Origin of the sequence: Aeromonas sp. R7-1 (assembly GCF_040908115.1) — a bacterium.
In the GTDB taxonomy this organism is placed as follows: Bacteria; Pseudomonadota; Gammaproteobacteria; order Enterobacterales; family Aeromonadaceae; genus Aeromonas; species Aeromonas caviae.
Map to the genome: position 1 here is coordinate 100,220 of NZ_JBFODD010000053.1, position 13,117 is coordinate 113,336.

At 62.8% G+C, this 13,117-nt stretch carries 13 protein-coding genes and 1 other RNA gene; 11 read left to right on the plus strand and 3 right to left on the minus strand.

What is annotated here, in order from left to right:
- Window positions 1-37: 37 nt before the first annotated feature.
- Entirely contained in the window at window positions 38-913 is an 876-nt protein-coding gene (locus tag AB5Y51_RS15340; protein WP_039038755.1) for an OmpA family protein, read from the plus strand.
- A 100-nt stretch (window positions 914-1,013) separates the two neighbouring features.
- Here the strand turns inward: AB5Y51_RS15340 and suhB are convergent, their stop codons facing one another.
- Window positions 1,014-1,817 carry an inositol-1-monophosphatase gene (gene suhB, locus AB5Y51_RS15345; RefSeq protein WP_039038754.1) on the minus strand — a complete coding sequence of 268 codons (804 nt, stop codon included), beginning with the start codon at window positions 1,815-1,817 and terminating at the stop codon, window positions 1,014-1,016.
- 200 nt (window positions 1,818-2,017) lie between these two features.
- Between suhB and AB5Y51_RS15350 the strand changes: the two genes are divergently transcribed.
- The 8 genes from AB5Y51_RS15350 to emrD all read left to right on the plus strand — a co-directional run bounded on the left by AB5Y51_RS15350 (window position 2,018) and on the right by emrD (window position 10,283).
- A complete protein-coding gene (locus AB5Y51_RS15350; protein WP_048207895.1) occupies window positions 2,018-2,473 on the plus strand; it encodes a hypothetical protein in 456 nt (151 codons plus the stop codon).
- Window positions 2,474-2,593: 120 nt separating this feature from the next.
- Entirely contained in the window at window positions 2,594-3,202 is a 609-nt protein-coding gene (locus AB5Y51_RS15355) for a glutathione S-transferase family protein (RefSeq protein ID WP_324044873.1), read from the plus strand.
- A gap of 31 nt (window positions 3,203-3,233) precedes the next feature.
- Window positions 3,234-3,896, plus strand: coding sequence for a glutathione S-transferase family protein (locus tag AB5Y51_RS15360; RefSeq protein WP_041215003.1), 663 nt, complete (start codon window positions 3,234-3,236; stop codon window positions 3,894-3,896).
- A gap of 195 nt (window positions 3,897-4,091) precedes the next feature.
- A complete protein-coding gene (locus AB5Y51_RS15365; RefSeq protein WP_368178699.1) occupies window positions 4,092-5,618 on the plus strand; it encodes an ABC transporter substrate-binding protein in 1,527 nt (508 codons plus the stop codon).
- Entirely contained in the window at window positions 5,615-6,577 is a 963-nt protein-coding gene (locus tag AB5Y51_RS15370; protein ID WP_039038749.1) for an ABC transporter permease, read from the plus strand. The genes AB5Y51_RS15365 and AB5Y51_RS15370 overlap by 4 nt, the downstream gene beginning before the upstream one ends.
- A gap of 2 nt (window positions 6,578-6,579) precedes the next feature.
- Window positions 6,580-7,386 (plus strand): ABC transporter permease, encoded by an 807-nt coding sequence (locus tag AB5Y51_RS15375; RefSeq protein ID WP_010675089.1) that lies wholly within the window; start codon window positions 6,580-6,582, stop codon window positions 7,384-7,386.
- Window positions 7,383-8,813 (plus strand): ABC transporter ATP-binding protein, encoded by a 1,431-nt coding sequence (locus AB5Y51_RS15380; protein ID WP_368178700.1) that lies wholly within the window; start codon window positions 7,383-7,385, stop codon window positions 8,811-8,813. The genes AB5Y51_RS15375 and AB5Y51_RS15380 overlap by 4 nt, the downstream gene beginning before the upstream one ends.
- A 270-nt stretch (window positions 8,814-9,083) precedes the next feature.
- Complete coding sequence (gene emrD / locus AB5Y51_RS15385) at window positions 9,084-10,283, plus strand: multidrug efflux MFS transporter EmrD (protein ID WP_039038746.1); 1,200 nt, start codon at window positions 9,084-9,086, stop codon at window positions 10,281-10,283.
- Window positions 10,284-10,416: 133 nt separating this feature from the next.
- Here the strand turns inward: emrD and ssrS are convergent.
- Both ssrS and zapA read right to left on the minus strand, forming a co-directional pair.
- Window positions 10,417-10,599: non-coding RNA, 6S RNA (gene ssrS, locus AB5Y51_RS15390), on the minus strand.
- 16 nt (window positions 10,600-10,615) lie between these two features.
- Entirely contained in the window at window positions 10,616-10,948 is a 333-nt protein-coding gene (gene zapA / locus AB5Y51_RS15395) for a cell division protein ZapA (protein WP_010675086.1), read from the minus strand.
- A gap of 173 nt (window positions 10,949-11,121) precedes the next feature.
- On the opposite strand from zapA, the gene AB5Y51_RS15400 reads away from it, so the two are divergent.
- Together AB5Y51_RS15400 and ubiH are read left to right on the plus strand one after the other, a co-directional pair.
- Window positions 11,122-11,691, plus strand: coding sequence for a UPF0149 family protein (locus tag AB5Y51_RS15400; RefSeq protein ID WP_042864005.1), 570 nt, complete (start codon window positions 11,122-11,124; stop codon window positions 11,689-11,691).
- Window positions 11,692-11,878: 187 nt separating this feature from the next.
- On the plus strand, window positions 11,879-13,102 hold the full coding sequence (gene ubiH, locus AB5Y51_RS15405) for a 2-octaprenyl-6-methoxyphenyl hydroxylase (RefSeq protein WP_323881255.1): 1,224 nt from the start codon (window positions 11,879-11,881) through the stop codon (window positions 13,100-13,102).
- The last annotated feature ends 15 nt before the right edge of the window (window positions 13,103-13,117 follow it).

Here is a 13,117-nt window from a genome sequence, read left to right on the forward strand (position 1 = left end):
CCGATAGATAATTCGAGATAGTGTGGAGGACAAGCCGTTGAATGCTTGGGTGTTGGGGTTGATCAGCATATCAGTGAGTATGCAGTTGCAGGCGGGCGTGACCGAATTTGGCGCCGGTCTGGATCAATCCGTCTGGCGCCTGACCTCTGATACCCAGGTGGAGTGCAGGCTGGAGCATCCTATTCCCCGCTGGGGAACCGGCGCCTTTGTCAGCCGGGCCGGGCGCAAGATCAATCTGGATTTCGAGCTCAAGGGGCAGCGACCCCAGGCGCGTACCCAGACAGTGAGCCTCGGGATCATGCCCCCCAGCTGGCGTCCCGGGGTGGCCGGGCGACAGATCAGCCAGTTGCAGTTCTATCAGCAGTTTGACGGCCTGGTGGCGGGGCAGACCGCCTGGACCATGCTGGACGAGCTGGAAGGAGGGCGTATGCCGACTTTCCAGTATCGCGACTGGTATCGTCAGGACAGGCCGGTGCGGGTATCGCTTTCGTCGGTCAATTTCAGGGTCAAGTACCAGGCGTTCATGGACTGCCTGAGTGGCTTGCTGCCCTACAGCTTCAACGATATCGCCTTCAGCGTGCTCTCCTATGACAAGAACAGCGATCAGTTGTCACCGGCCTCCAAGCGGCGGCTGGCGATGATCGGTGACTATGTGAAGGCAGACAAGAGCATCGATGTGGTGGTGATCGACGCCTATAGCGACAGCTATGGCGGCCGCTGGCCAAACCAGAAGCTCTCCGAGAAGCGGGCGGATGCCATCAAGCAGGTGTTTGTGGATCTCGGCATCGAGGAGGGCAAGATCTCGGTGGAAGGGCACGGTGAGAAACAGCACGTGGCCTCCAACGAAACGGAAGCTGGCCGAGCCAAGAACCGCCGGGTGGTGATCAACATGGGACGCAACGGCACTATCTGATCCCGTTGAGTCATCGAGAGGGGCGGGATTTTCGCTGTAGTCAGGAATAAAAAATGCCAGTCGGCGAACCGACTGGCATTTTTTTCACGGGTATCAGGGATTACTTGGCCAGGGATTCCGGCAGGTTTTCGCGGATCTTGCCGAGCATCTCTTTCAGCACGCGGGGGTTGGCCACCACGATATTGCCGGAGTTTTCGTAGTTGTGACCACCGACGAAGTCGGTGACGATGGCGCCGGCTTCTTTGGCCAGCAGCTCACCGGCGGCGGTGTCCCAGGGTTTCAGGCCGATTTCCCAGAAACCGTCGACGCGGCCAGCGGCCACATAGGCGAGATCCAGCGCGGCGGAGCCAGCACGACGGATATCGGCACACTCGATGAACATGCTCTGGAACATCTTCAGGTAGGGTTCGATGTGGTGCTTCTGCTTGAACGGGAACCCGGTGGCCAGGATAGTGCCGGAGAGCTCTTTGGCCTTGCCGACACGGATGCGGTAGCCGTTCAGCTGGGCGCCGCTGCCGCGGGTGGCAGTGAACAGCTCGTCACGGATGGGATCGTAGACAACGGCTTGTTCGGTCTTGCCCTTGACGCGCAGAGCGATGGAAACGGCAAAGTGCGGAATGCCTTTGACCAGGTTGGTCGTGCCATCCAGTGGGTCGATGATCCATTGGTAGTCCGGATTGGTACCGGCAATCTCGCCAGACTCTTCAGCAACGATGCTGTGTTCCGGGTAAGATTTTTTGATGGTGTGAATGATGGCCGCTTCGGCGTCACGGTCAACGTTGGTCACGAAGTCATTGCTGCCTTTCTGGATAACCTCGATGTTCTCGGGTTGAGAAAAGGCTTTTACTACTACTTGACCGGCGTTGCGCGCAGCGCGCACGGCGATATTCAGCATCGGATGCATAGGTTCACCACTGGATGTTAAAGAACGGGGGATAAAAGGACGCGACATCTTACCAAGATATTCGGGAATAGCAACTGCTATGCCCTCATTCGGTCAGGGTGGTGACTGACAGATCTGACGGCTCCAATAAAGACCTGTAATCAACTAGTCTTATCGCGACAGCCGGATAACAGGCTGTGGTGAGCATAGGGATATGAGCCATGAATCTGTCATTAGTCAGTCAGAAACCGTCGTCGCCGACGACTCTGGGTGTGTTGGCCGCACTGCGTGCCGCCAGCGAAGAGAGCGATTATGTCACCGAGGTCCGGGTGGCGCAGCCCCAGCAGTGGCAACCGTCGAAGGACGAAGCGGCGATCCTGCTGCTGGAAGAAGAGGGGGCTGCCTGGCCTGTTCCGCTCTGGCCGGCAGGAGGCAGTGCACTGGGATTGCCGGTGCTTCCCCTGTTGGTGCATCGACAGTATGAACATCCTCCACAGGGGCCGGATGTCAGGGATCCGCATTTTTATTTCGTCTCCAACGGTATTCTGCTGGATGAGGCCGAACTGGCGGATCCTGCCTGCAGCCTGGTGCTGCAAAGCAAGTTTGAATCCTATTTTCCGCTGCTTTCCCGTCTTATTTTGCTGCGCCAGCGCCAACCAGGGGTACTGAGCAGCTAATCATCTCCCCCTCGATGCGGGCTGTTCAAGGGGCACAATATTTGTCATAACTGACCGATATTGTGCCGCTTTGCTATGGCCTGCGCAGCGGCTCACTGTGTGTTCGTCGACGGAGGTGACATGAAGGTTTATGAGCTGAGACGAGCCCCCAATGCCCGTCGGGTCAGAATGTTTCTGGCGGAGAAGGGGATCGAGATGGAATATCAACAGGTCGATCTGGGGGCGGGGGAAAACCTGGCGCCCGCCTTTTTGACCAAGAACCCGGCCGGGCGCATTCCTGTGCTGGAACTCGATGACGGAACCTGTCTGAGTGAAACCCTGGCCATCTGCCGCTATTTTGAAGAGCTCCACCCCGAGCCGAACCTGTTTGGCAGCACCGCGCTGGAGCGCGCCACCATAGAGATGTGGAGTCGCTTCATCGAGTTCAACCTCTGGTTGCCGACCGGTATGGCGTTTCGTCATATCACCGGTTTTTACAAAGACCGGGAGCGGGTCTTCCCCGAATGGGGGGAGGAGTGCAAGCAACAGGCTCAGATCTGGTTTGACAAGCTTGATGCCCGTCTTGCCGAGGTGCCCTATATTGCGGGGGAACGCTTCACCATCGCCGACATTCTTGCCCTCTGTACCATTGATTTTGGCAAGGTGGTCGGCCTGCGTATCACCCCCGAACAGCCCCGTTTGCAGGACTGGCATGAACGGGTGAGTGCCCGGTCCAGCGCCCAGGCCTGATCCTTTCCCCTGAACGTTCAAGGAGTCCAAGATGATAGAGTTGTACACTGCCGCCACGCCCAACGGGTTCAAGGTGTCGATCGCCCTCGAAGAGCTGGGGCTGCCCTACAAGGTCATTCCCCTTGATTTCGCGACCATGGAGCAGAAGAAGCCCGAGTTCCTGGCCATCAACCCCAATGGCCGCATCCCGGCCATCGTCGATCGGGACAATGGTGACTTCGCAGTGTTCGAGTCCGGCGCCATCCTTCTCTATCTGGCGGAAAAAACCGGCAAGTTGCTGCCACAGGATCCCAAGCGCCGCTCCCAGGCCATCCAGTGGCTGATGTTCCAGATGGGGGGCGTCGGTCCCATGATGGGGCAGGCCAACGTCTTCTATCGCTATTTCCCCGAGAAGATCCCGGCCGCCATCGAGCGTTACCAGAAGGAGGGGCGACGCCTGTTCGAGGTGCTCGACGGTCATCTGGCACACCATGAGTATCTGGCGGACGAGTACAGCATCGCCGACATCGCTACCTGGCCCTGGGTGCGCATCCACGACTGGAGTGGTATCTCCATCGAGGGGTTGGTGCATTTGCAGGCCTGGATGGCACGCATGGAAGCCAGGCCCGCCTGCCAGAAGGGCATCACCATTCCACCGCGCAATGAGAGCCCCGAGGATCAGGTCAAGCGGGCGCAGCAGATGGTGACTCGCTGACGCCATCATGATGGCCCTGACGGGCCATCTTTTTTATTCCCCTTTGACTCCCCGTTGTTTGACGATCTGCATCGCAGTCGCTTTTTGTCTTTCAAATAAGCCATTTATCAAAAATCAAAAGTCATTCTTCCCGATTAATTGTTATGTTATAACGCCATCTCTTTGGTTGATGAACATGAAGCTTGGATGGAAAGAATGACAAAAAAATGCACCGCAGCCGGGTGGTTCGCCCTGGCTCTGATGGCAGGAACGACTGCAGCCGACGGCAAACCGCTTGCCATGGTGGGGCCCTGGGAGATCCACAGTGTCGACCCCGCCAGCAACGGGGTCTTCTTTACTCGCATGCAGGTGGCGGAGACCCTGGTAGATGTCGATGGGAAAGGCAATCTGCAACCCGGGCTTGCCAGTGAGTGGTCGCGTAGCGATGACGGTCTGCAGTGGCGATTCACGTTGCGCCCCGGGGCCCGTTTTCACGATGGCAGCGAGGTGAGCGCCGAGCAGGCCGCTTTTGCCCTGCAACAGGCCTGGCGCAAGCCCGGCGTGATGACCAGCGCTCCCATTGCGTCCATCGGATCTGGAGATGGCGTCTTGAAGGTCACCCTGAGCGAACCCTTCGCCTCCCTGCCCGCCGTGCTGGCCCACCCCAGCACCCAGATCCTGGCGAAGGCCGCCTACGATGCCAAGGGCGAGGTAACCCAGGTGATAGGCTCTGGCCCCTACCGCATCACCCGCCTGCAACAACCCCAGCGGATAGAGACTGTGCGTTTCGACGGCTGGCAGGGGGCCAGGCCCGCAATCGAGGAGGTCAGCTACCTGACGGTGGGGCGTGCAGAGAGCCGCACCCTGATGGCCGAGAGCGGTCAGGCCGACATCGCCTGGGGGCTGGATCCGGTCAGCATCCGCCGCTTGCAGCAGGCGTCACGGGTCTCCATCGCCTCGGTTACCCTGCCACGGACCATCCAGCTCAAGCTCAATGGCGCCGATCCTCGTCTGAGCGATCCGGTGGTGCGCCGTGCCCTGAGTCTCGCCATCGATCGTCGTGGTATGGCAGCCGCCCTGCTGCGGGATCCCGAGATGGCGGCAACCCAGCTCTTTCCTCCCACTCTGGGGGAGTGGCACCAGCTCGGGTTGACGCCGCTTGCCTATGACGTCAAGGCGGCCCGGGCGGCCTTCGCGGCGGCAGGCTGGCAGCCGGGGGAGGACGGTGTGCTGCGCAAGGGGGAAGAGCGCTTCGCCCTGACCCTGCGCACCTTCCCTGACCGTCCGGAGCTGACGCTCCTTGCCACGGCACTGCAGGCGCAGTGGAAGGCGGTAGGGGTGGAGCTCAAGGTGGCGGTGGGCAACTCGAGCGAGATCCCGGCGGGCCATCAGGACGGCTCCCTCCAGCTTGGTCTCTACGCCCGCAATTATGCCCTGGTACCGGATCCCCTGGTCACTTTGCTGGGGGACTTGGCCCCTGCCGGTGCGGACTGGGGGGTGATGAACTGGCACTCCCCGGCCATGACGCAAACACTGACCCGCCTTGCCACGCAAGCCTTGTCGCCCACAGACGCCGCCGCGGCTCGCCGGGAGATAGCCACGACATTGCAACAGGAGTTGCCGCTCCTGCCCATCGCCTGGTACCGCCAGAGCGCGGCGGTCAGTCGGGGGCTGGAGGGGTTTGAACTCGATCCCCAGGAGCGCAGCTATGGTCTGGACAAGTTGACATGGAGCGCACGATGACAGCGACACCCTTGTCTCGCGTCATGGGGATACTGGGTCAGCGTCTGGTGCAGGCGCTGGTGGTTGCCCTGCTGGTGGCCGGACTCTGTTTTCTGATGGTGCAGTCCCTGCCCGGAGACATCGCCTTTCGCATCGCGGCGGGTCGTTATGGCTATGACTATGTCACCGCCGAGGCGGCCAACGCGGTGCGCAGTGAGCTGGGGCTGGCCGGCTCGGCCCTTGCCCGTTTTGGCGACTGGCTGTGGGCCTTGCTGCAAGGGGATCTCGGCAGCTCCCTGGTGACGGGCGCACCGGTCGCCACCGACGTGGGTCATCACCTGGGCGCCACCCTGACGCTCGCGAGCGCCTCCGTGGTGCTGGCGCTGGTGGTGGCGCTGCCGCTTGGCAGCCTGAGTGCGCTGCGCCCGGGGGGATGGTGTGATCGCCTGACCCTGGGCTGGAGCGTGCTGATGCGTGCGTTGCCCCCCTTCTTGCTCGGCCTGGTGCTCATGGTGATGCTCTCGGTGGAGCTGGGTTGGGTCAGTGCGGCAGGGCACGGGGAGGGGAGCAACCTGCTGCTGCCCGCCCTGACCCTGGGATTGGGGCTCTCCGGCGTGCTCTCCCGGGTGGTGCGTGAAAGCGTGCTCACCGTGGTGCAGTCCGGTTATTACCGATTTGCCCTCACCAAGGGGCTTTCGCCGGCCCGGGTTTTCTGGCGTCACGGTCTGCGCAACACCGGGGTCAGCATCATCGCCTATACCAGCGTGCAACTGGTGCTGCTCATCGAGGGGGTCGTGGTGGTCGAGAGCCTGTTTGCCTGGCCCGGGATCGGCCATGCGCTGGTGCACGCCATCTTCTGGCGCGACATCCCCATGGTTCAGGGGACAGTGCTGGTGCTGGCGGTGCTCTTCGTGCTGCTCAATACCCTCACCGATCTGCTTTGTCTTGCCATTGACCCCCGCGGTCCCAAGGAGTCCTGATCATGTCGTTGTCTGTCAAAACGGGGCTGGGCCTGCTCCTGCTGGTGGTGCTGTTTGCCCTGCTGGGCCCCGTGCTCTGGCCCGATCCGGCGGCTCAGGATCTGGCACAGTTTCTGGCTGATCCCTCCTGGCAGGAGCCCCTCGGGCGGGATCAGATGGGGCGCAGCCTGATGGCGCGCCTCGCGGCGGCGACCCGGCTCTCCCTGCTGCTGGGACTGCTGTGCGTCATCACGGCGGCGCTGCTGGGCTCATTGCTGGGCTGGCTTTCGGCCTGGCGCGGCGGCTGGGTCGACGGTCTGTTGCGCAGCCTGGCCGACGGCGTGCTGGCCCTGCCAGGCCTGTTGCTGGTGCTGCTCTTCTCCGCCATGGCCCAGGGTGGCTTTGCCATCCTCTATCTCGGGTTGGCCATGGCCCAGTGGGTGGAGTATTACCGGGTGGTGCGTGCCCGCAGCCGGGGGCTGCTCGCCTCGCCCCAGGTGGAGGCGTCCCGTTTGCTGGGATTCGGCCATGCCCATGTGGTGCGGCGCCATCTCTGGCCCGAGCTCGCCCCCCAGTTGCTCACCATGATGGCCTTCGGCCTAGCGGGTGCCATTCTAACCCTCTCTACCCTGGGCTTTGTCGGCGTCGGCATTCAGCCGCCAACGCCCGAGCTGGGGCTGATGATGACGGAGGCGCTGCCCCACTATCAGGAGGCTCCCCGTCTGCTACTGGCCCCCATTCTTGTCATGGGGCTGATGTTGCTGGCTCTGGTGCTGCTTCATCAGACGCGCGGCCTTGACATGCCATCTTCACAAGGAGCCACCTCATGACGGCCATTCATATCAAGGGGTTGCAGGTCGATGATGGCCAGAAAACCCTGTTGCAGGCGCTGGATTTCACCATTCATCCCGGCACCGCCGTGACCCTGATCGGGGAGAGCGGTTCGGGCAAATCCCTGTTGGCTCATGCCCTGATGGGGACCTTGCCAGCCCCTCTGACAGGCCGGGGTGAGATGGTGTCGGGTGGCCGCCATCACAACCTGGCCGACACGCCTCGCCTGCGTACTCTCTGGGGGAGGGAGCTGGCGATGCTACCCCAGGAGCCGGTGCTGGCGCTGGATCCCACCATGGGGTTGCTTGCCCAGGTGGAGGAAGGGTGGTTGCCAGGGGGCAAGGAGGCCCGATCGCGGGCCCGCGCCGCCCTCGAGCGGCTTGGACTGGCCGGGCGGGAGGGCGCCTTTGTACACCAGCTCTCGGGAGGCATGGCCCAGCGCGCGGCCTTTGCCGCCGCCACCCTGGGGGAGGCCCGTCTGCTGGTGGCCGACGAGCCCACCAAGGGGCTCGACAGCCGGGCCGCAGCCAGGCTGGGTGCCTTGTTGCTGGGCTACCTGGCCCGTGGACGCCATCTGCTGACCATCACCCATGATCTCTCCCTGGCTCGCGCATTGGGGGGCTGGGTGCTGGTGGTCAAGGGAGGAGAGATCGTGGAGCAGGGGCCCGCCGAGCGTGTGCTGCACACGCCATCCCATGCCTATACCCGGGCCCTGCTGGCGGCGGAGCCCTCCGCCTGGCCCGAGGCGGTCGTCCCTCCTACCGGTGACTGGCTCATCCGCGGGAAGGGGCTTGCCATGGGATATGGGGATCAACCCCTGTTCACGGGGCTCGACCTTGCCCTGGCGCAAGGGGAGCGAATGGCCATCATGGCGCCGAGCGGCGCGGGCAAGAGCACCCTCGGCAACGTGCTGCTGGGTCTGCAACGCCCCCTGCAAGGGGAGGTGCTGCGCCGGGAAGGGATAGCCCCCTGCCGCTGGCAGAAGCTCTATCAGGATCCGGTGCAGGCCTTTGCAAGCCGAGTGCGCCTCGCCACCCAGTTCGATGATGTGCTGCGTCTGCACAGGCTGCCTCGCCATCGGCTTGTCGACTATCTGGCCCGGTTGGGGCTGGATGAACGGCTGCTGACGCGCCTGCCAAACCAGGTCTCGGGAGGGGAGTTGCAGCGGCTGTCGCTTATCCGGGCCCTGCTGCTGCGCCCCGTGCTGCTGTTCGCCGATGAGCCCACGTCCCGGCTCGATCCCTTGAGCCAGCAACAGACCATTGCCTGTCTGCTGGAGGAATTGGGAGAGATAGGCTGCGCCCTGCTGCTGGTGACCCATGACGAGGGGCTGGCCGGCAAGGTTGCCCCTCGTTGTCTGAGACTGGGGGAGGTAGGTTCCCCCATGTTCGAAGGCGCGTCGGCCGAGGTGAGAAGAGTGGGGTAAAGAGGGGACAGGATGAATCCTTCCCCCATGATGAGATGACAGTGACGGGGCCTTGGGCCCCGTCGCATTAGAAAAACTTGGGTAAGCAGATTATAAAGTTTCGTTCGTTTTTTGTGATATGAATCACTAAGATTGTCGCAAGCCAGAGAGCGTCCTGCTGCTGGCGGGTGCGGGTCCTCCGCCTTGTTCCTCTTCAACGACCTATGTCAGACACCTCCTGCAGATCCCTGCCCGGAGGGTGGCGGCTTTTTGATCTTTTTCGGACGAGATATGTATCGGCACAGCTTCTATCCCCTGTTTTTCCTGACCATTCTAATGGTCGCCGTGGGTCAGATGACCCAGACCCTCTATGTGCCCTCCATTCCCATGATGGCGGGGGACTTCCATGTGGCCTCCGGCCAGCTGCAGGCGGTGATGGCCTGCTACCTCATTCCCTACGGCCTCTCCCAGTTCGTTTATGGCCCCTTGTCGGATCGCATCGGTCGTCGTCCTGTGCTCATCATCGGCATGATGATCTTCCTGGTCGGCACCCTCACCATCCAGCTGATCCCAAGCTTCACCGCCTTGCTGGCGGGCAGCCTGATCCAGGGGCTGGGCACCGGGGCAGGGGGCGCCATGAGCCGGACCGTGATGCGCGACCGTTACAGTGGCGCCGAGCTCAACCGTGCCAACAGCCTGGTGAGCATGGGGGTCATCTTCTCCCCTTTGCTGGCACCTGTGCTGGGCGGCTGGCTCACCGAGCTGTTCAACTGGCGTGCCGGCTACTGGTTCCTGTTCGGTTTTGGTGCCCTGACCACCCTGGCGCTGCTGGCCTGGTTTGGCGAGACGCTGCCAGCATCCGCCCGCCAGCATTCGCTGCGGGTGGGCGCCGCCTATCGTCATGTGCTCGGCAACCCGCGCTTTCAGGGCAACCTGCTCTGTCTGATGGCCACCTTTGCCGGCCTCGCGGTGTTCGAGGCGGCGGCCGGGGTGTTGTTGGGGGACGTGCTCAAGCTGAGTGCCCGCACCGTCAGCGTGCTGTTCGTGCTGCCGCTGCCCGGTTATCTTTTCGGCGCCTGGCTCTCCGCCAGACTGAGTTTTCGCCTGAGCCAGGGCAAGCTGATGCGCCTTGGCATCGCCTTCCTGGCCCTGGGGTCGCTCATCATCCTGGTACCCGGGCTGCTCGGCATGGTGAGCGCTGCCTCCCTGGTGGGCGGGGCTGCGGTCTACTTCATTGGCAGCGGCATCCTCTATCCGACCGCCACCTCCTGTGCCATCGAGCCCTTCCCGGGCCAGGCGGGCACCGCGGGAGCCGTGCTCGGGGGCATGCAGAATCTGGGGGCTGGCGTGGTAACCCTGCTGGCCGCCAGCTTCCCGATGACGGGGCAGGTGACCCTGGGGGCCATCATGACGGTGATGGTGCTGATCGTGGCCTTGAGCTTTGTGTGGCTGCGCCACCACGGTGCGCCCCACGAGCAGATGGCCGTCTGACACGGCCAAGAGCCCGCCCCGTTGGCGGGCTTTTTACTGCCTCCTGCCGGGTGGGGAGACGCCGCAGGCGAGTGGAAGGGGGTTGCCGCGCAGGCAAAGAAAAAGCCCGTCATGATGACGGGCTTTTTTGGGTAGGTACCCCGGAGATGCCGTTGCCGGTTTGGGCCCTTGAACCGTCGGTTCAAGGCGGAGATCTAATCTGGCCGCAGGCTTCTCGGTCGGGCCGAGCATGCTCAATAGCCAGAAGGCAGACCCCCTGTTTGGTATGAATATCGGCTCGGGGACTTGAACCGGCTGACAAACACTCCAGGGAATTTCAAAACTCGGTGCGATTAGGGCTGTTGCGCCTCTTCGCTGGATTCACCGTATTGTCCGTGCTCGATCAAGGCGGCTTCGATGGTGCGTTGCAGCATCTTGATCCGCTTGTCCATGGTCTCAGAGTATTGGTGGTTTTTCTCTTTTTCAAGGCAGAGCTCATGACAGAAATTGAGCGCTGCCATGACGGCCAGCTGTTCGTTGCTGGAGACCTTGGAACGTTGACGAAGCTCGATGAGCTTGTCGGTCAGCTGGTCGGCGGCCTGGCGCAGGGCATCTTGTTGTCCCAGGGGACAGGACACCTTGTAGGGACGTCCCAGAATGACGATTTCTACGGCCTCTATGCTCATGCCTTCCTCAATACGGCGGGGCTGATTTCCGCCTTTATCCACGTGGACAACTGGGCGGGACTATATAGCGCAGATGCAGAAGTTTCAAGGCCTTGCTGGCTCTGGCAGGGGGAGAATGCTAGGATCTCGGCCATAAATTCTGCATATTTGCCTGAACTTTGAGCGGATCCTAGATGAGCAAAACAAACCCCCTGAAATATGCCGCCGTGGCGGACCTGATGGCACAGCACGACCTCATGGCGACGGCCGTCGAGGCCCATGGCGTGATCTGCGGCCTGGTGTGCGGTGGCGTGGCCCTGGACGACAAAAGCTGGCAGCCCCATTTCAATGATCTGATCAACGACGGTTTCGGTCTGCCGGCACCGGTGCGCCAGGTGATGACCGACCTCTATCACGAGGTGATCGAGAGCCTGATGGCACAAAAGGGCGTCGAGCTGCTGCTGCCAAGCGACGAGGCGCCGCTCGATGAGCGCATCGACTCGCTGGTGGACTGGTCCCAGGCCTTCCTGGCCGGCTTTGGTGTGGTGCAACAGGAGCTCTCCAAGGCATCCGAAGAGCTGCAGGAGATGATTCAGGACATCGCCAGCATCACCCAGGTCTCTGCCGAGTTCGATCAGGAAGATGAAGAGAACGAAGCCTCCTTCCTGGTGCTCTATGAACACGTGCGCCTCGGAGTCATGATGGCGTTCGAGGAGTTTGGCAAGCGCCCGGCCGCGCCGAGCACGCCGCCGACCCTGCACTGATCTGCCCGCCCAGCGGGTCAATGAAAGAGCGCATCACGGCGCTCTTTCTGTTTTACAAGGGGTGAGAGCAGGGGAGGCACTCTGCTAACCCATGGTGCCAAAGCGGTTTTTTGCCCGTGGCTTCGCATCCCGTCCGCCACCTTTGTGGTAGGATTGGCCCACGTTTTTTCGCCTATGCCCTCTTCTCATGTCTCAATCTGATCTGGTTCACGTCGACGTGGCTATCGTCGGCGGTGGTATGAGCGGTGCCGTGCTGGCCCTCTCCCTTGCCGCCCTGAAAGGACAGGATGGCGCCCCCCTGCAGATCCTGCTGCTGGAGGCGAGTGCGCCCGAGCTCAATGCTCATCCCGGTTTCGATGCCCGTGCCATCGCGCTTTCCGCCGGTACCTGCGAGGCGCTGGCCCGTCACGGCCTCTGGCCGCACCTGGCGCCCCACTGCTCCCCCATCACCCATATCCATGTGTCGGATCGGGGCCACTGCGGCCAGACCCGGCTGTCGGCGGCGGAGTATGGCCTGCCCGCCCTCGGTCAGGTGATCGAGCTGTCGGCGGCGGGCATCGTGCTGCAAGAGGCGATCGCCGCCTGCCCGCAGATCCGTATGTTGTGCCCGGCCAGGCTTGAGGCCATCGACCCCGACGAGGGGGGAGTGACGCTCGCCCTGGAGGGGCGCGCGCGCTACCGCACCCGGCTGCTGGTGGCGGCCGACGGGGGCCACTCCTTCGTGCGCCAGCATTTCAAGATGCCGGTCAGTCGCCACGATTATGGCCAGAGCGCCATCATCGCCACCGTCAAGACCGCCGAGGATCCCGCCGGACGGGCCTTCGAGCGCTTTACCGACGGAGGGCCGCTGGCCCTGCTGCCCATGCAGGACGGCCTCTCCTCCCTGGTGTGGAGCGTCCCGCGGGACGAGGCACAGGGGCTGCTTGCACTGGATGACGCCGCCTTTCTCGCCCGTCTGCAGCAGGCTTTTGGCTGGCGCCTCGGGCGCATCGAGCGTACCGGCGTGCGCCACCTCTATCCGCTGGTGCTGACGGTGGCCGACTATCCCCTGGCCCAGCGTACCGTGCTGGTGGGCAACGCCGCTCACCTGCTGCATCCCATCGCCGGTCAGGGGTTCAACCTCGGCATGCGGGATCTGGACGTGCTGACCCGGACCCTGGCCCGTGCGCTTGCGGCGGGGGAAGACATCGGCGGCTTTGAGGTGCTAAGCGGCTACTGGCAGCAGCGGCGGGACGATCAGGCCCAGACCGTCTGGCTCACATCCTCCCTGGCCCAGCTCTTCTCAAACCATCACGCTCCCCTGGTGGTGGGCCGCAATCTGGCGCTCTCCCTGATGGGCAGAGTGCCCTGGCTCAAGGCACCGCTCGCCTCCCGCACCCTGGGATTCGTGGGCGAGGTGTGCGGCCAATAAGCGCTGTCGCCCTGG

What these genes read in the sequence shown, in the direction of transcription:
- ubiH (WP_323881255.1), top strand. Translation starts at nt 11,879, where the DNA reads ATGTCTCAATCTGATCTGGTTCACGTCGACGTGGCTATCGTCGGCGGT.
- emrD (WP_039038746.1), top strand. Translation starts at nt 9,084, where the DNA reads ATGTATCGGCACAGCTTCTATCCCCTGTTTTTCCTGACCATTCTAATG.
- zapA (WP_010675086.1), bottom strand. Translation starts at nt 10,948, where the DNA reads ATGAGCATAGAGGCCGTAGAAATCGTCATTCTGGGACGTCCCTACAAG.
- AB5Y51_RS15360 (WP_041215003.1), top strand. Translation starts at nt 3,234, where the DNA reads ATGATAGAGTTGTACACTGCCGCCACGCCCAACGGGTTCAAGGTGTCG.
- AB5Y51_RS15400 (WP_042864005.1), top strand. Translation starts at nt 11,122, where the DNA reads ATGAGCAAAACAAACCCCCTGAAATATGCCGCCGTGGCGGACCTGATG.
- AB5Y51_RS15365 (WP_368178699.1), top strand. Translation starts at nt 4,092, where the DNA reads ATGACAAAAAAATGCACCGCAGCCGGGTGGTTCGCCCTGGCTCTGATG.
- AB5Y51_RS15375 (WP_010675089.1), top strand. Translation starts at nt 6,580, where the DNA reads ATGTCGTTGTCTGTCAAAACGGGGCTGGGCCTGCTCCTGCTGGTGGTG.
- AB5Y51_RS15380 (WP_368178700.1), top strand. Translation starts at nt 7,383, where the DNA reads ATGACGGCCATTCATATCAAGGGGTTGCAGGTCGATGATGGCCAGAAA.
- AB5Y51_RS15350 (WP_048207895.1), top strand. Translation starts at nt 2,018, where the DNA reads ATGAATCTGTCATTAGTCAGTCAGAAACCGTCGTCGCCGACGACTCTG.
- AB5Y51_RS15355 (WP_324044873.1), top strand. Translation starts at nt 2,594, where the DNA reads ATGAAGGTTTATGAGCTGAGACGAGCCCCCAATGCCCGTCGGGTCAGA.
- suhB (WP_039038754.1), bottom strand. Translation starts at nt 1,817, where the DNA reads ATGCATCCGATGCTGAATATCGCCGTGCGCGCTGCGCGCAACGCCGGT.
- AB5Y51_RS15370 (WP_039038749.1), top strand. Translation starts at nt 5,615, where the DNA reads ATGACAGCGACACCCTTGTCTCGCGTCATGGGGATACTGGGTCAGCGT.